Raw genomic sequence first — 17,318 nt, 5'->3', positions numbered from 1 at the left:
ACCAATATAGACAATATTTTTTGGAAAAAGTTACATTTAACTGGTTCCATACTTCATTTTTATTCGCTGCTGTATTTGCTTAATATTTTGCTCTTTACCCTTAGGGTAAATAAGTAATGTGTCATTATGATCAACAATAATATAATCGTTTAACCCATCAATTACCACCAATTTACCTTTTGGAGCCCTAATGATATTACCTTCAGCATTTTCAGCTAAACTTTTGGTGTATAAAATGGCATTATTATGACTGTCCTTATCCAATTTATCATATAAACTTCCCCATGTACCAAGGTCATTCCAGTCAAATTCAGCACCAATTACAAATACATTATTTGATTTTTCCATTAAGGCATAATCCACTGAAATATTTTCGGCTTTCGGATAATTTTCTTTTATAAACTCATCTTCAGAATTTGTGTTATAACATTCAATGCCATTTTCAAAAAGAGCATAAAGTTCAGGTTGATTATTCTTAAATGCATTTATTACAGAATTGGCACTCCACATAAAAATACCTGCATTCCATAAAAAGTTACCTTGTTCAATGTATTGCTTTGCAACTTCATAAACCGGTTTTTCTTTGAATTGGTTTACCGATTTTATTACCTCTGAAGATTTCTTATCATACTCAATATAACCATACCCTGTATTTGGGAATGAAGGCTGTATTCCTAATGTCATTAAAGCATCATTTTCAGAGCAATAATCAAAAGCAGTTTGTACGTTTTTCGCAAATGTTGTTTCATCTTCAATCCAATGATCACTTGGAGCTACTATCATAACAGCATCAGGATTTACCTTTTGAATTTTTAACGAAGCATATAAAATGCAAGGTGCTGTATTTCTCATTGCTGGCTCTAAAACCACTTGACGCTGTTCTGCCTCAGGTAATTGCTCTAAAACCAAATCATTATAGCGTTCATTAGTTAAAATGAAGATATTCTCTTTTGGAATTAATCTAGAAAGCCTTTGAAAGGTTTTCTGAATTAATGTATCTCCAGTCCCCAACATATCATGAAACTGTTTAGGGAAATCTGGCGTACTTACCGGCCAAAATCTAGTACCAATTCCGCCTGCCATTAATATGGCGTAATAATCTTTATTCATAAATTTTTTCTAATAATTCAACTTCCGAATTTGGGTTAAAAAGATATACTTTACCTGTTTTCAACTCAATACATTCAAAACGTTTTACTCTCTTACTGCCCATTTTAAAAACTTTACCATTGTAGAGTTTAAACATACCTCCAAATGGTACTTCAAAAATAAATGTTTTATCATTAGGTTCATCAAATTGCTTTAAAGCAAATGATAATTTAGCATCTGTATCACTACTTGCTTTAGGATTTTTAAAATGATTTGCTAACAACGGTAATAATTCCTTAGGAAAAACATTAGGATTTAAAAATGGTAATATTAAACGTTGAAAGGTTCTTTTCCACTCTAAACCATGTGGTTTAATAAACCTTCCGTAAGATTTGTAAGCCTCAAAATGAGCAATCTCATGAATAAGGGTTATTAAAAATCGATATTGATTTAGGTTAGAGTTAATCGTTATTTGATGTTTCCCATTAGGCAAAGATCTATAATCTCCGTGACGGGTTTTACGCTCCTTTTTTAATTTAACAACCAAACTATCATGCTCTAAAAGTTCTAAAACCTTAGTGATAGCAAATTCTGGAATATAAGTTTGAAGTAGGCTATGCATTTCTGCTAAAATACCGCTAATCTTTGTATTAAACGAAACCTTAAATGTCAAATTATTTTTAATAGGCTATCCATAGAACTAAATGTTTTGGTAGCATACTGTTTTAATTCATCTTTATAATCATGTTCCGTATAGCCAAATACATCAAAACCACCTGTCTTGGCAGCTTTTACACCGGAAACACTATCTTCAACTACCAAACATTCACTGGGACTAAATCCCATTTCTTTGGCGGCCCAAAGAAAGATATCCGGGTCTGGTTTCCATTTTTGGATTTGGTAGCAACTAAAAATTTTGTCACCAAAATATGGCAGTAAACCAGTTACTCCTAAATTGAGCCTAATTTTATTTTCTGGTCCACTAGAAGCTACACAAAATGGTAAATCAATATTATCGAGAACTTCTTTAATACCTTTTATAGGTTTAATTTCCTTTTTAAAAGTTTCAAAGGTATTAGCTCGATACTTTTGTTCGAAATCGTCGGACAATGGTTTACCTACTAAGTTCGAAATAAGCTCCATACAGGAGTTTAAAGACTTTCCCTTTAGATTAATCAAAGATTCCTTAAAGTTCATATTGGCTCCCAATTCATTGGCCATATCAACCAATACTCCTATAGCAATAGATTCGCTGTCAATTAAAACACCATCGCAATCAAAGATGACACACTTGTATTTGCTCATAATTTAAGGAGTAGAATTAGAAACTTGTAGCAATTTACCGTTATAATATTTGTTGCCAGTTAGCGAAAAATCATAAATATATTGTGCCATTTCTAAAGCAGTTATTGGAGCTTGATAACCTGGAAACGCTTCTTCTAACATTTCGGTTTGAACAGCTCCTAATGCTAACACATTAAAACTTGGACCAGTTTCTTTATACTCCTCTGCAAGTAATTCAGTTAATGTAATTACAGCGGCTTTACTAGAACTATACGCCGACAAACCTGGAAACTTCATACTTCCCTGTACGCCTCCCATAGAACTAATTGTCACTACATGGCTTTCTTTTTTCATAAATGGCAAACAAGTTCTAATCATTTCAGAAACACCAAAGACATTGGTTCTATAAACTTGTTCAAAATCTTTAATATTGGTTTGTGAAAAAGGTTTATTTAAAAGTGTCCCCGCATTGTTGACTAAAACATCAACTTTTTTAAACTTTAGTTCTATAAAAGTTTCAACACGTTTATAATCTAAGGGATTATTCAAATCGAAAGAAAAAGTGGTTACATTATTTAAGCCTAAATTAGATATAGGTTTTTCATTTCTAGATAATGCCAATACATTATGTCCAGTACCTGAAAAAAGTTTTACCAATTCAAAACCAATCCCTCTGCTGGTTCCTGTAATTATGATGTTTTTACTTGTCATTATTCATTTTAATTTCTTTGGATTCACTAATAGTCATTCCTTCAATAGCAGGAATCATACTATTTATAAAATTAGTCATATGAGTATAATCCAATTTATCTACCTCATCATCAACATGATGATAATAATCAAAGTTTGTAAAATCAAATGTGGAAATAGCATGAGCCGGAATTCCAAACTGTTGATAAAACGGATAGTTATCAGATCTCATAAACAAACTATAAGCTTTTGCATCTGAAAAAAAACCAACAATTTCTGAACCTGCATATTCGTTAAACATTTCCGAAATATTGGATTTTTCATAACCAGTTACATAAGCCATTATTTGATCCTTTGCCCGAGGCACACCAATCATTTCAAAATTAATCATTGTATACAGATTTAGCTTTTCTTTTTTCAACCTTTTCGCCAAATTCTGAGACCCCTTTAATCCCATTTCTTCTGCAGCATAAAGGGTAAACAATATACTGCGTTTGTTGCTTTTACTTTTCGCAAAATGTTTTGCCCATTCCATAACAGCAACTGTTCCAGAGGCATCATCATTTGCTCCATTTGCTATTGAATCTCCATTTATTGCTTTTTGAAACTCTATATGGTCATAATGAGCCCCAAGAATCACATATTCATCCTTAAGTTTTGGGTCATTACCTTCTACCAATCCCACCACATTATATCCAACTATTTTTTTAATTTTAAAGCTATCTCTATACGTAGTAAAATACGGTTTCACGTCATTCTTTTTGAAGAAAGCCTCGATAAAAATTGCTGCTTTTTCTATTCCATTTGTACCTGTACTTCTGCCTTCTAATTCGTCCGAAGCTAAATACTCCATACTAGATTTTATACTCTCCTCTAAAGTTATTTCTTTTTCTTTTGAACTAATATTTTGAGATGGAACTGAAGTTTCTGAAGCACCTGAGTCATTGTTACTTGATTGATTAGATTTTGGTTTTACACAAGTTGTTAATAAAACCGTAAGTACTAATAATAATGTTTTATACATGAATCTTATTCTTAAAATTTTAAAGATAAAAAAACCTGTTTCATTTAAAACAGCTTTAACACTTAATTATTTATGACTTTGACAAAACCATGCTGAAAACACTTTCCTAATTCCTTAAAAATCATTAAATTGTAGAAGTGCCTTGAAAGTATATACTATGAACTTACAAGCTACATATATCATGGTTATTGAAACCAGTGATTATTTACACAGACTGGAGGCAAATCAATTCAATTTATTTACCCAGAAACTTCATAATGGCATTTCTAAAGTATTGAGTAAGTTTAATGGTGAAGTTATTAATCATAATGACAATACCTACAAAGTTTCATTTAACCAAGTAACAGATACTATTTTATGTGCTATAAAACTTCAATATAATTTTAAGTATATAACCCCAAAATTTGATAAGTCAATAAGACGCTTAAAAATTGGCATTGCGACTGAAACAGGGAATGGTAATGGGATCACTTTAGCAACAAGAATGTGTGAAATAGTGAAAGATCAAATTGTGATTGAAGCAAGTGTTAAAGAAGACTATCAAAAAGAGAACAAAAATGCCTTTATCAATAAAGACCATTTCAGAACCTTAAAAGCTTCAGAGTCTTCCTTCCTAACGAAGACAATGGATTATATAGAGACTATATGGAATAATCCAACTTTCTGTTTAGATGATGTTTCAATTCCACTAGGTTATTCAAAATCGCAAGTATATAGGAAAATGATGTCTTTAACAGGAATGCCTTTAAGCAGTTTTATCAGAAATTATCGCTTAAACAAAGCCATGCATTTAATGCATTTTAGAAAAGGAAAAATAATGGACGTGGCTAAACAGACTGGTTTTGCAAATGCGGGACATTTTAGTAAATGCTTTAAAGACAAGTTTGACATTTTACCATCAAAATATCTTCAACAACACACATAAAAAAAACCTGTTTCAAATGAAACAGGTTTTTAATTATTTTGATTTTCGCAAAGCGAAATATTTGTTAAACTAACATAGTTACTGGATTTTCAATATATCCTTTTAATGTTTGAAGGAATTGAGCACCTGTTGCCCCGTCAACTGTTCTGTGATCACAAGCTAAGGTCAACTTCATGGTATTACCAACTACAATCTGACCTTCTTTAACAACCGGTTTTTGAACAATAGCTCCAACCGAAAGGATAGCTGAATTTGGTTGATTGATAATTGATGTAAAATAATCTATTCCAAACATACCTAAATTTGAAACTGTAAATGTGCTACCAGACATTTCATCTGGTGTTAATTTTTTGTTTCTTGCCTTTCCAGCTAATTCTTTAACCTCAGCACCAATTTGTGGTAGAGATTGTTCGTTTGTAAAACGCACTACAGGAACCACTAATCCATCTGGTACGGCAACAGCTACACCAATATGTACATGATTGTTTAAGCGCATTTTATCATCAAACCACTGAGAGTTTACTTGAGGATGCTCTTTTAAAGCTAAAGCACATGCTTTCACTACCATATCATTAAATGATATTTTAGTATCAGGAATGGAGTTAAATTGCTTACGGAAAGTAATAGCATTATCCATATCAAATTCAACCGCTAAGTAGTAATGAGGTGCAGAGAATTTAGATTTGGTTAATGATCTTGCTATAGCCTTACGCATTTGAGAATTTGGAATATCTTCAAAATCTTCTTGACCTGTTGGGACAAATTTACCAACAGTACCAGCTCCAGAACCAGGAACAAAATTTTCTATATCAAATTTAACAATACGTCCGTTCTCACCTGTACCAGTAATATGAGATAAATTAATACCTCTTTCTTCAGCCATTTTCTTAGCTAATGGAGATACAAATACTCTTTCTCCTTTAACTGGCTTTTTTGGTTTAGCTTCTTTTTTAGGCTCAGCTTTTGGTGCTTCTGCCTTAGGAGTCTCAACTTTAGGATCTTCTGCTTTAGGAGCCTCTGCACTGGCAACCACTTTGAAGTTGGCAGCCACCGCTGAAACATCTGTTCCTGCAGGCCCAATAATAGCTAAAAGCTCATCTACCCTAGCAGATTCACCTTCTTGTAAACCAATATGAAGTAAGGTTCCTGACTGGAACGATTCAAACTCCATAGTAGCTTTATCTGTTTCAATTTCCGCTAAAATATCACCTTCTTCAACAGCATCACCTACTTTCTTAATCCAAAGTGCTACGGTTCCTTCTTCCATGGTATCACTTAAACGTGGCATAGTAACAACTATAACACCTTCAGGCAAATCAACCTTAGCAGCTTCTTCTTGCTTTTCTTCAACAACAGGAGCAGCATCATTAGATTCTGCAGTAGCAGGAACTTCTTCTTTAGTCTCAGAATCAGGTGTCCCTCCTCCGTTTAATATCGCTGAAATATCTTCTCCTTCTTCTCCTATTACAGCCAAAAGCTCATCTACTTTAGTGGTCTCTCCTTCCTGTACACCTATATGAAGTAAAGTCCCTTCATTGAAAGACTCAAACTCCATAGTGGCTTTATCCGTTTCAATTTCAGCTAAAATGTCACCTTCTTCAATCTTATCTCCAACTTTTTTTAACCAAGCCGCAACCGTACCTTCTTCCATGGTATCACTTAATCGCGGCATATTTACTACTATTGCCATAGTCTATATTTTGTGTTGTATAAATGGATAATCTTCTTGTTCGTACACCATATCATATAATTGTTGTACTTCAGGGAATGGAGATTCTTCTGCAAATTTTTCACATTCTGCAACCTTTTCTTTTACAGCCTTGTCAATTGCTTTAATCTCATCTTCCGTAGCGTACTTCTTTTCAAGAATTACGTCTTTCACTTGAGTAATAGGATCTATTTTCTTATACTCTTCAACCTCATCTTTAGTCCTATAATGTTGAGCATCACTCATTGAATGTCCTCTATAACGGTAAGTTTTTAATTCTAAAAATGATGGTCCGCCACCTTTTCTTGCTCTCTGAATAGCTTCATCAAAAGCTTCAGCTACTTTTACCGGATTCATTCCATCAACCGGAGCAGAAGGCATTTCATAGCCTAAACCTAATTTCCAAATATCATCGTGGTTTGCAGTACGCTCAACAGATGTTCCCATAGCATAGCCATTATTTTCACAAACAAAAACAACAGGAATATTCCAAAGCATTGCCAAGTTAAATGTTTCGTGAAGTGATCCCTGTCTTGCAGCTCCATCACCAAAACAACAAAGGGTTACAGCATCGCTTCCATGGTACTTATCACCAAAAGCAATTCCTGCTCCTAATGGAATCTGACCACCAACAATACCGTGACCTCCATAAAAACGGTGTTCTTTAGAAAATATATGCATAGAACCACCCATACCCTTAGAGGTACCGGTTACTTTACCATATAACTCTGCCATTACACGCTTAGGGTCTTCCCCCATACCAATTGGCTGTACGTGATTTCTATAGGCTGTTATCATTTTATCTTTGGTCAAATCCATAGCATGCAAAGCACCAGCTAACACAGCTTCTTGACCGTTATATAAATGTAGAAATCCTCTAACTTTTTGTTGTATATAAACTGCTGCAAGTTTGTCTTCAAACTTTCTCCAAAACAGCATATCCTCATACCACTTCAGGTATGTTTCTTTAGTGATTTTTTGCATCGACCAATATAAGGTTTTAATTAAGCGGATTACAAAAGTAATACTTTGAGCTTTATTGCAAAAACCTAATTTTATTAAAGTGAAAAAAAATATCAAAAATTACTCTCTAAACCTCTGATATTGCTTATTTAATAATTTTTTAAGACGTTTTATATGGGATTAAAAATTAAGGCTAAACTTTAAGCCTGTATATTATGAATTTCCCTAAAAGCTATAACACAGATTTATCAAAAACCAAAGGCAACAAATTAGCCAGTGAATTAGATTTAGCTACTTTACCAGTTTCACCCATAAAATAAATTTCAATGGGAGATTCTTGTTTAATCTCATATTCAGCAATGGCTTGTCTACACGCACCACAAGGAGGAATGGGTTTATTTGTTAATTTATTATTTGAACCTGCGGTAATAGCCATTTTAATAATTTTAGCGTTTGGAAATTGAGAGCCAGCATAATAAATAGCTGTTCTTTCTGCACACAAACCAGAGGGATAAGATGCATTTTCTTGATTATTACCCGTAATTATTTCGTCATTATCTAAAAGTAAAGCAGCTCCTACTTGAAAATTTGAATAAGGCGCATAGGCCCTTTTCCTAGCCTCAATAGCTTTTTGCATTAAAAAAGAAATGTCTGCTGGAAGGCTAGCTAAATTTTCATAAACGAAAATTGTAGTTTCAATTTTTACTTCTTTCATATTACTCTAAAGTTATGAAACATTTTTAGACAAAAAAACTATTGTCTAAGACAATAGTTTATTAATATCATTATTTAAAATTTCCTACTAGTATTCTTGATACTCACCTTCTCCAATGTTAAATGTTAGTGAGAAACGTAGGGTATTTTCTAAAGGACTTTGCACTTTCGATGCTGAGAATAAATATGATAAATCTATATTAACCACATTAGCCTTAAAACCAGCTCCTAGAGCTAAGAACTTTCTTGCTCCTTTTTCTTCTGCCTCATTAAAATAACCAGCCCTAAAAGCAAAAGAGTCTTCATATACATATTCCGCTCCTAATGACCAAGTAAACTCTTTTAACTCTTCACTGAAACCTCCTGGGGCATCTCCGAATGATTGGAACATACCCGATAAGAAACTTACATCTTGAGATTGACCTTGATAAATAACATTACGTGCAATTAAGTTATCCTCCCCAGGCTCATATGTACCATTGTCGTTCAAGTCTTCAAACTCAGTTCCTAAAATTGGAGGTGTTGGCACCAGCAACTTTGCAACCTCTAAAGTTACTCCTATTTTGTTATAATCATCAAAAATAAAATCAAACCCGGTACCTAATCGCAAATTAGTTGGTTGAAAATTTTCTTGTCCCCCTTCGTCATATTTGAATTTAGGCCCAACATTTTGCAGTGCAAACCCCATTCTCCAACGTCCATTAAAATCAGAATAGGCCTCCTCTTCACTTTGATAATATCCCGAAATATCAACCCCAAAAGTACTAGCAGGTGTAGCATCTCCATCAACACCATCTAATCTTAAGTCCGACCTCAAATAACGCATAGCAACAGACATAGCGAATTGATCTGACAATTTCAACGCATATGAGGCATCAATTGTAAGTTCGTTAGGTCTCTGAATTAATGGTGTAGCAAATTCATCAGGGACAAATTCTATATCTCCAAGCGAAAAATATTTTAAACTGGCTGCAAAAGCACTGCGCTCATCAATACGATTAAAGTAAGTGACATTACCTAAAAATATATCATTGACTAACTTACTTAAATAAGGCGTGTAACTAACAGCAATCCCAGATTTAGTCTCGGAAAAAGCATATTTAGAAGAGTTCCATTGTTGAGAGAAAGCATCAACAGATGTTGCCACTCCCATATCACCCATACCCGCAGCTCTGGCATCTGCTGCTATTAACACAAAAGGGATACCAGTGGTAATTACTCTCGAATCATTTGAATTAGGTTCAATAATTGTGGTTTGAGCATTCATTTTTAACACAAACACAAATGCTATTAATAACAATATTTTAGTCTTCATATATCAAATTTACTTAGCAAATATAATTTTTATTTTACAACTTAACTTTTAATTCTTTAACCTACCAAAATTATCGATTACAAACATTATAATCCTGTCAGACTAAAGTATTACAAGCTTTTCTACTTTTTCAACTTTTCTATTCAATAAGTTAGAATATACAATCAATTTATAAATGTATACACCCTTACCTATTTTATCTCCAAAATCGTCTCTTCCGTCCCATACTAAATCCCTAGATAATGAACTTGTAGATTTAATACCACCAGATGTTTGCCCATTAAGGGTTCTTACTAACTTTCCGGAAACCGTGAATATCTGTATAGAAACGTCTAAAGGCTCAGAACTATTGTGATTAAACCAAAATTCTGTATAATTTACAAAAGGATTCGGATAATTAAGCACGTTATTTATAACCAATTCTTGGTCTTTATCATGCACAACGAACTGAATTTCAGCAATTGATGAATTATTATATACATCCCAGGCTTTTAAGGTTAAAGTGTGAAGACCAGGCTCTAAATCTCTAAAAGGAAAACTAACCACACCTTTTTGATAATCATCAACCTCAGTTTGATAATAATCATTAAGGATGATTGGATTAGTTTCATCTCCATCAATTATTGCTACTATATCATGCCCTATGCCACTTGCCGTATTAATACCATTTGCATCTTCCAATTTTGCTAATAAGGTGGGAGCCTCATTAGTTATTCCACCTGAAACAAAGTTTTCATCATTCATATAAAGCGATATAACGGGGCCAATATTATCTTCTTCGGCATTTTCATTTAAACCACCAATTCTAACTGTATTAATATTTGCGCCTGTTTGGTCTTGAGTTAAAGCTTCATTTTTTGAATAAAAACTTACCCTACCAAAACCTACAGGTATACCAATATCCTTAGGGACTACAAAATCAAACTCGAACGTACCACCGGTCACTGATGCCTGTCCTCTGAAGATAATTTCTCCTAGTGTCGTAAAATCAAGTTTAACAAGCTCACCATTTAAACGGGTTCCATCATTTGCAAGCGTTTGTCTATCTATAGGTTTATCGTAAATAGTTGTAGATAGTATTCCATTATAATCCGTTAGTATATTACCTGAAAGATCAGTCACTTCACCAGTCAACTTTACTCTACTTAAGGCTTTTAATGTGTCTGTAGATTGCTGAATTGGAACATCATTAATTTGTGTTAAACGAATATTGGGTTTTGGAAACGCCAATTTCATAGCCGGATCACCAATAAAAAAAATCAATCGCCTTTGACTTACATTTGAAATAGAGGGATCATTTTTAGCCAATCTTAAAGATTCTGCCATAGATGGATATTCATAATCCGAATAGGTATCATTATCACTGTATGAAAACAGATATTGTCCTAGAACGTTATTAAAGTTAATGGCAAAACTCACAAAAATTTGTCTGGTAGTAGTAATCAAGCCAATGGCTCCAGCCTGTTTATTCCAATACGTAAATTCACCTGCCGTTTCCCTAAAGGGATTATCAAACTTTGTAAACTCACAAGTTACTGTTACAAAACAATTTAGTTTACAAAAATTACGAAACCCATTTACATCAGGTTTAACCAAAATTCGTTCCTCTGCTAGACCATCTTCTCCTCCATGCCCAAAATAATTAACAACTAACGCCCCATTATCAACAGCATTAACAAACTCATTGGTTACTTGAGGGTATCTATCTCCACCAGCTGAAGACTCTTGTTGAAAAGCATCACTATGAATTTTCACAACATTTACGAACGGTTTTTCTAGGGTCACTAAATTCCCAATATTATCTGTAGTTTCTTGCAACAGTCCTTCCCAATCTTTATCAACATCATCAGAAACCACGACAAAATTATTTCTCCAGCTTCCAAATGCTTCTTTTACATAGTATGACGCTATTTTATCAACCATTTCCTTAGCTCGTTGAGGTGTATCAGCAAGAATTCGCCCTACAGCAATATCCAATTTATCACTTGAAGACATAGTTCCTTCATTATCATCCATCATACCATAAAAATCATCAGACACAAAAGAACTGGTAAGATTAAAACTGTTATAAGAGTGCCATGAGGGAACTATATTCGTGTTATTGGGAATTCTATCTTTATAATCAAAAGAACCATCACCAAATAAACATAGGTAATTTAATCTGTTCTCAGGGGCACTGGCATTTTCGTAAATATATTTCACTAAATTTCTTATGGCACCTACATCTTGATTTCCTGTACTGAATTCATTATAAATTTCATCTAAACCAACTACCTTCACATTCAAATTATACTGATGTCTATTAATTTCTGCCAACCTTTCAGCTTCATTGAGCATGTTATTAGGAGAAACAATTAGGTAATCAATATCTTGAAAGGTACCCGAATTGCTCTGAAAAATGGTTCCTTTGATATTTTGATTTATGATTCTGGTTCCAGAATCGAATTTGGGCTCATAATAATCTTGTGGAGATACCGCTACATATGTTTTCAAACTTCCTAATGTTGAAGTAAAACTAAGAATAGAGCTTGATTCTTCATTTACAAAATTTGTTACATTATAAATATCTGTCACATCCCAAATTTCTGATATACCCGAAGCATCGGTTATATTATATTGACCAATGCCAGATACTGAAACCACATCATTATTTTTAAACTGAAACTGGTTTCCCTTGAATCTCAAACCTCTTTTAGCTTCAATAGAGATATAATCCAAATAAGCCAATGCACTTGGGTTTCCTTGATTATTAAATTCTAATGCAACTTCAATATTAGCAGAACTTGCATTAACATTACCGTTAAAAGACGCCTCGTTGGCCAAAGTAGGTGAAGATGAAGCTGAAATATTCAAATTAGCAACGGCACTTCCATTTACACTAACTCCCATTGAAGTTACTGTAGCGCTAGCTGCAGCTACATATACTCTTAATGCAATTGGTTCTGATGTCACTAAATCTGCAAAATCAAATTCAAATGTTTTCTTATTATCTACATTAAACCTATCACCAAACCATCGTCTTCCTAAAAACGCTATATTATGTTCATCTTTTTCATGAAATTGATAATCATGGTATGAATCAATAATTACATCTATTCCACCAGTGGGCTGCGAAAAAGATTGAATGCGCTTACCTTGCCCGGAGCCTACATTAATGAAATAATAAGTTTTGTCCGTATAACAATTAATATTAGTATTACTCTCTTGATTATATTCCTTTGGGCCTTGGGCATAAAACAAAATATAATCTTCATTGTTAAAAACACCATCTTCTTCTCCAATAAACTTTATGGCATTTTCAACAATATCAAAAGGATATGGCTCTGCATTTGAATAAGGTATCATTCGCCCCCCATTACCATACAATTTAATATTTCTAGGGTCAACGCTATTTACACTTACCCCTAAACGCTGTAAAAAGCTTTTCGATAATTTAAAAACACCAGTAGTATCAACATAAAACCGATACCAATCACCAGACGCAAGTACAGAGTTTGAAATAACTTTAGAGCTCCCAAAACCTTTACCCGACGTAACTTCCTTATTATTTCCAGATGTATTATAGTTTATTTGAAAAGCAATTACCTTTTTAAAACCACCATTAGCATCTCTTATTATAGGCGACATCTGAAAATACGCATATTGTTTATTTCTAGCTATTGAGTTTTTTAACGAAAACTTTATTTCAGAAGGAATTGTAGTTAAGTCAAGGTCTGCTAATTCCCTTTTTGACATAGTTGCATAAGAGACATTACTTAAAACAACAGAACCTTCATTAATCGCATTATTAGAAGTCCACTGATCTGTAAACAATAACCCATCCACAAAACTATAAGTAAAGTACTCCTTATTGAAGGAAGGAATTTCAAACTTAAAATTTGCCCCAGAAATAGTTTGGGCATCTCCCCAGACTATTCTAAATGTTTTTTGTTGAGAAAACCCAACAAGGGTTACAAATAAAAAAATGAGTATAAATTTCTTTTTCATTGGTAGAATAACGCCATTAAAACGGTGTTATTATTTAAAAAAATAACAATTTCTAAAACTGCTCCAAAAATACAATAATAATTTGGTAAAATGTACGTTATTACAACACAATACATAAGCGAAAAACAGTAAAATCATCGATAAAACGCATCAAAAATAGGGTGAAATACACTTTTTTTTGGTTAAAATGTAAAAAATAGCTTGCGTTATTGGGTTTAATTCTTATATTGCAGCACCAAAAATATTATTAGCTTACTTAAAGATATGGATATGAAAAAAGTAATAACGTTTAGAACTGTGTTAATATTAGCATTGTCTTTAACAGTTTTCAGCTGTAAAAAGTCCACGAGTTCTAAAAATAGTTCCAGAGCTACCGGATGGCAAATTAACGATAGAGAAGGCGGTTTTCAATATAACACAAGTTTTGAAGAACAAGAAACCTCTCCAGGTTTGGTCTTCATTGAAGGCGGAACATTTACTAAAGGTAAAGTTCAAGACGACGTTATGAAAGATTGGAACAATACTCCTAACCAACAACATGTTCAATCATTTTACATGGATGAAACTGAGGTTACTAATGTTATGTACCTAGAGTATTTAGATTGGATAAAGAGAGTATACCCTCCTACAGACGAAAACTTCAGAGCCATTTATCATGGTGCCTTACCAGACACCTTAGTTTGGAGAAACCGCTTAGGTTTTAACGAAATAATGACTGAAAACTACTTACGTCACCCTGGATATGCTGACTACCCAGTAGTTGGAGTTAGTTGGATTCAAGCTGTAGAATTTGCCAATTGGAGATCAGACCGTGTTGGTGAAATGTCATTACAAAAAGCTGGATACGCTAAAAGAGGGTCGCATTTAACTGATGTTTCTGCTGATGCCACTTTTAATATAGATACTTATATCAATGCTCCAACCATGACTTATGGCGGCAATGAAGAAGTGATAAACCCAGACGGAGGAAGAAACACAAGAAATGCTCAATTAGATGCTGATGGTAACCCCATTAATATTTATGCCAAAAGAGAATCAGGAATACTTCCTTTAAAGTATAGACTACCAACTGAAGCTGAATGGGAATATGCAGCATTAGGATTAAGTGAAGTAAGAAGTTACAATATCTATAGAGGTAGAAAGAAATATCCATGGGACGGACAATATACCCGTGCCGGAAAACGTAGAATTAGAGGTGATCAAATGGCTAACTTCAAACAAGGAAAAGGTGATTATGGAGGTATTGCAGGTTGGTCTGATGATGGAGCCGATATCACTAATGAAGTAAAATCATATGATCCGAATGATTATGGTTTATATGATATGGCAGGAAATGTTGCAGAATGGGTGGCAGATGTATATCGTCCTATAGTAGATGATGAATTTAATGATTTTAACTATTATAGAGGTAATGTATATACTAAAAACTCTATTGATGAAGATGGTACTGTAAAAGTAGTTACCACTGAAGATATAGTGTATGACACTCTATCAACTGGAAAATTAATTGCAAGAAACTTACCTGGAGAAATTTTACAGGTGAAGGTTGATGATAACGAGACCTATTTACGTACAAACTTTGATAAAAGTAATCACATAAATTTTAGAGATGGAGACAGACGTTCTTCAAGATACTTTGAAAATTTTGGAGATGATGAAGAAGAGGCAGAAAATTCTCATACTAAAAAAATGTATAACTCTCCACAACATACCGTTGAAAGAGATTCTTTAGGTAATTTACTTAGAGAATATGATCAGAATAACAACAGAACGTCTTTAATTAATGATAAAGTGAGAGTTTATAAAGGTGGTTCTTGGAAAGATAGAGAGTATTGGTTAGACCCTGCTCAAAGAAGATACTATCCAGAAGATATGGCTACTGACTATATCGGCTTTAGATGTGCCATGTCTAGAGTTGGTTCTAAAACCCAAAGAAAACATAAGACTAAGAATTAAAATTTATTTCTTAATAAATTAAAAGAAGTCCTGACCTTGCTGTTAGGACTTTTTTTATACATTTATTTTACAAAACAAACATTAGTATATTTTAACTTGTGAAAATTAAACAGCTACATAACCTGTATTTAGATTGTAACTCCGTTAATACAGATACCAGAAAAATTAAATTAGGTGATATGTTTTTTGCTCTTAAAGGTGATAACTTTAATGGCAATAAATATGCAGAACAAGCTATTGAAAAGGGCGCCAAATATGCCCTTGTTGATGAAGCTAAATTTGCCACACAACCTAATATCATTTTAGTGGAAAATGTTCTTGAAAGCCTTCAAAACTTAGCATCCTTTCATAAAGTTTATTTAAATATTCCCATTATTGCACTTACTGGTAGTAATGGTAAAACAACTACCAAAGAACTTATTAATGTAGTATTACGCCAAAAATTTAGAACTACTGCAACTATTGGGAATTTAAACAACCATATTGGCGTACCTTTAACACTCCTTTCTATGAATACCGATACTGAAATTGGTATTATTGAGATGGGTGCTAATCATTTAAAGGAAATTGAGTTTTTGTGTGATATTGCCAAACCAGACTATGGCTATATCACCAATTTTGGCAAAGCGCATTTAGAAGGTTTTGGTGGTATAGAAGGTGTTATTAAGGGGAAAAGTGAAATGTACGCACATCTCATGACAAATCATAAAATCATTTTTATAAATGCTGATGACCATATTCAAGTTGAGAAAACTAATAACGCTCAAACGTTTAGTTTTGGAAATAACCAGTCTGATGTTTCCATTTCCTTAATTAATGCGCAACCCTATGTTAAAGTTAGTTACAATAACTTAATTATAGAAAGCAATCTTATAGGCACGTACAACTTCAGCAATATAGCAGCTGCCATAGCAATAGGCAACTATTTTAAAGTTAATGACCCAGCTATTAAAACAGCCATTGAAACCTATACCCCTACCAACAACCGGTCTCAAATCATCAATAAGGGAAACAACAAAATCATCTTAGATGCTTACAATGCAAACCCAACCAGTATGAAAGCCGCCTTATTGAATTTTGAAAAACAAGCTGGTAGTAAAATTGCCATTTTGGGTGACATGTTTGAACTAGGTAATGACGCCGAGGTTGAACATCAAAATATTGTTGACTTAGCAACTTCTCTAAACATTGACCAATTACTTTTTGTTGGAGAAAACTTTTTTAAGACAAGTATAAATGCTTCTAAAGCATTAAAATTCAAGTCATTTGATGTTTTTAAAATTAATTTCGATATTTCTCAAATTGTCAACTCTACACTTCTAATTAAAGGTTCCAGAGGAATGGCTTTAGAGCGAGTTTTGGATTTATTTTAATAATTCACTGCAGGACAGTTACAATCATAGCGTGCACGTCTACAGCCAAAATTATAACCTAAGGTAAATTGATGAAATCCACCATTAGTAAAAACTACAGAATTAGACTGATACGTATAGGTATAAGCAAACATTAAGTTTTTATAATTAACTCCTACAATTGGTGTTATTTGTTGTAATTTTTGGCTATCTAAAGCTCCCGAATTTGTAATAAACTCAGCTCCATCTAAACTTGTTCTATAGGATAAGCCTCCCCAAAGCGATCCAAAATCCATTTGCCTATACACTTT

General features: G+C 33.4%; 14 protein-coding genes. 3 read left to right on the top strand and 11 right to left on the bottom strand.

Features of this window, described 5'->3' with window-relative positions; all coding sequences use genetic code 11:
* Nucleotides 1-36 precede the first annotated feature (36 nt).
* From FUA22_RS13885 to FUA22_RS13865, 5 genes are read right to left on the bottom strand one after another with little or no spacing between them, the layout of a single operon-like run.
* The gene (locus FUA22_RS13885) at nucleotides 37-1,110 is read right to left on the bottom strand and encodes a mannose-1-phosphate guanylyltransferase (protein ID WP_147769202.1); all 1,074 of its coding nucleotides are present in this window, start codon (nucleotides 1,108-1,110) and stop codon (nucleotides 37-39) included.
* Nucleotides 1,103-1,711: a SprT-like domain-containing protein gene (locus FUA22_RS13880; RefSeq protein ID WP_147769215.1), complete on the bottom strand. Its 609-nt coding sequence runs from the start codon at nucleotides 1,709-1,711 to the stop codon at nucleotides 1,103-1,105. The genes FUA22_RS13885 and FUA22_RS13880 overlap by 8 nt, the downstream gene beginning before the upstream one ends.
* 47 nt (nucleotides 1,712-1,758) lie before the next feature.
* Nucleotides 1,759-2,394, bottom strand: coding sequence for an HAD family hydrolase (locus FUA22_RS13875; RefSeq protein ID WP_147769201.1), 636 nt, complete (start codon nucleotides 2,392-2,394; stop codon nucleotides 1,759-1,761).
* Nucleotides 2,395-2,397: 3 nt separating this feature from the next.
* Nucleotides 2,398-3,084, bottom strand: coding sequence for an SDR family NAD(P)-dependent oxidoreductase (locus FUA22_RS13870; RefSeq protein ID WP_147769200.1), 687 nt, complete (start codon nucleotides 3,082-3,084; stop codon nucleotides 2,398-2,400).
* Nucleotides 3,074-4,087, bottom strand: a complete 1,014-nt coding sequence (locus tag FUA22_RS13865; protein WP_147769199.1) for a M28 family metallopeptidase — start codon at nucleotides 4,085-4,087, stop codon at nucleotides 3,074-3,076. The genes FUA22_RS13870 and FUA22_RS13865 overlap by 11 nt, the downstream gene beginning before the upstream one ends.
* Nucleotides 4,088-4,244: 157 nt before the next feature.
* On the opposite strand from FUA22_RS13865, the gene FUA22_RS13860 reads away from it, so the two are divergent.
* Nucleotides 4,245-5,012, top strand: a complete 768-nt coding sequence (locus tag FUA22_RS13860; RefSeq protein WP_147769198.1) for a helix-turn-helix domain-containing protein — start codon at nucleotides 4,245-4,247, stop codon at nucleotides 5,010-5,012.
* Nucleotides 5,013-5,076: 64 nt separating this feature from the next.
* Here FUA22_RS13860 and FUA22_RS13855 read toward each other — a convergent pair whose 3' ends face one another.
* From FUA22_RS13855 to porU, 5 genes are all read right to left on the bottom strand, one after another.
* On the bottom strand, nucleotides 5,077-6,702 hold the full coding sequence (locus FUA22_RS13855) for a pyruvate dehydrogenase complex dihydrolipoamide acetyltransferase (protein ID WP_147769197.1): 1,626 nt from the start codon (nucleotides 6,700-6,702) through the stop codon (nucleotides 5,077-5,079).
* A 3-nt stretch (nucleotides 6,703-6,705) separates the two neighbouring features.
* Nucleotides 6,706-7,704 carry a pyruvate dehydrogenase (acetyl-transferring) E1 component subunit alpha gene (pdhA, locus tag FUA22_RS13850; protein WP_147769196.1) on the bottom strand — a complete coding sequence of 333 codons (999 nt, stop codon included), beginning with the start codon at nucleotides 7,702-7,704 and terminating at the stop codon, nucleotides 6,706-6,708.
* 211 nt (nucleotides 7,705-7,915) lie between these two features.
* Nucleotides 7,916-8,398, bottom strand: a complete 483-nt coding sequence (cdd, locus tag FUA22_RS13845) for a cytidine deaminase (RefSeq protein WP_147769195.1) — start codon at nucleotides 8,396-8,398, stop codon at nucleotides 7,916-7,918.
* Between the two features lie 87 nt (nucleotides 8,399-8,485).
* Entirely contained in the window at nucleotides 8,486-9,712 is a 1,227-nt protein-coding gene (gene porV / locus FUA22_RS13840) for a type IX secretion system outer membrane channel protein PorV (RefSeq protein ID WP_147769194.1), read from the bottom strand.
* Nucleotides 9,713-9,814: 102 nt separating this feature from the next.
* Nucleotides 9,815-13,699: a type IX secretion system sortase PorU gene (gene porU, locus FUA22_RS13835; RefSeq protein ID WP_147769193.1), complete on the bottom strand. Its 3,885-nt coding sequence runs from the start codon at nucleotides 13,697-13,699 to the stop codon at nucleotides 9,815-9,817.
* Nucleotides 13,700-13,963: 264 nt separating this feature from the next.
* Here porU and gldJ point away from each other — a divergent pair, with 264 nt between their 5' ends.
* Both gldJ and FUA22_RS13825 read left to right on the top strand, forming a co-directional pair.
* The gene (gene gldJ, locus FUA22_RS13830; RefSeq protein WP_170309929.1) at nucleotides 13,964-15,655 is read left to right on the top strand and encodes a gliding motility lipoprotein GldJ; all 1,692 of its coding nucleotides are present in this window, start codon (nucleotides 13,964-13,966) and stop codon (nucleotides 15,653-15,655) included.
* 98 nt (nucleotides 15,656-15,753) lie between these two features.
* Nucleotides 15,754-17,028, top strand: coding sequence for a UDP-N-acetylmuramoyl-tripeptide--D-alanyl-D-alanine ligase (locus FUA22_RS13825; protein WP_147769191.1), 1,275 nt, complete (start codon nucleotides 15,754-15,756; stop codon nucleotides 17,026-17,028).
* On the opposite strand, the gene FUA22_RS13820 is transcribed toward FUA22_RS13825, so the two are convergent.
* Nucleotides 17,025-17,318, bottom strand: a 294-nt coding sequence (locus FUA22_RS13820; RefSeq protein ID WP_147769190.1) for a type IX secretion system membrane protein PorP/SprF, incomplete at its 5' end; no start/stop codon positions are given. The genes FUA22_RS13825 and FUA22_RS13820 overlap by 4 nt on opposite strands.

Source organism: Seonamhaeicola maritimus (genome assembly GCF_008056315.1).
In the GTDB taxonomy this organism is placed as follows: domain Bacteria; phylum Bacteroidota; class Bacteroidia; order Flavobacteriales; family Flavobacteriaceae; genus Seonamhaeicola; species Seonamhaeicola maritimus.
This window is presented reverse-complemented; position numbering and strand designations above follow the sequence as displayed.

What these genes read in the sequence shown, in the direction of transcription:
- FUA22_RS13885 (WP_147769202.1), bottom strand. Translation starts at nt 1,110, where the DNA reads ATGAATAAAGATTATTACGCCATATTAATGGCAGGCGGAATTGGTACT.
- FUA22_RS13880 (WP_147769215.1), bottom strand. Translation starts at nt 1,711, where the DNA reads ATGCATAGCCTACTTCAAACTTATATTCCAGAATTTGCTATCACTAAG.
- FUA22_RS13875 (WP_147769201.1), bottom strand. Translation starts at nt 2,394, where the DNA reads ATGAGCAAATACAAGTGTGTCATCTTTGATTGCGATGGTGTTTTAATT.
- FUA22_RS13870 (WP_147769200.1), bottom strand. Translation starts at nt 3,084, where the DNA reads ATGACAAGTAAAAACATCATAATTACAGGAACCAGCAGAGGGATTGGT.
- FUA22_RS13865 (WP_147769199.1), bottom strand. Translation starts at nt 4,087, where the DNA reads ATGTATAAAACATTATTATTAGTACTTACGGTTTTATTAACAACTTGT.
- FUA22_RS13860 (WP_147769198.1), top strand. Translation starts at nt 4,245, where the DNA reads ATGAACTTACAAGCTACATATATCATGGTTATTGAAACCAGTGATTAT.
- FUA22_RS13855 (WP_147769197.1), bottom strand. Translation starts at nt 6,702, where the DNA reads ATGGCAATAGTAGTAAATATGCCGCGATTAAGTGATACCATGGAAGAA.
- pdhA (WP_147769196.1), bottom strand. Translation starts at nt 7,704, where the DNA reads ATGCAAAAAATCACTAAAGAAACATACCTGAAGTGGTATGAGGATATG.
- cdd (WP_147769195.1), bottom strand. Translation starts at nt 8,398, where the DNA reads ATGAAAGAAGTAAAAATTGAAACTACAATTTTCGTTTATGAAAATTTA.
- porV (WP_147769194.1), bottom strand. Translation starts at nt 9,712, where the DNA reads ATGAAGACTAAAATATTGTTATTAATAGCATTTGTGTTTGTGTTAAAA.
- porU (WP_147769193.1), bottom strand. Translation starts at nt 13,699, where the DNA reads ATGAAAAAGAAATTTATACTCATTTTTTTATTTGTAACCCTTGTTGGG.
- gldJ (WP_170309929.1), top strand. Translation starts at nt 13,964, where the DNA reads ATGGATATGAAAAAAGTAATAACGTTTAGAACTGTGTTAATATTAGCA.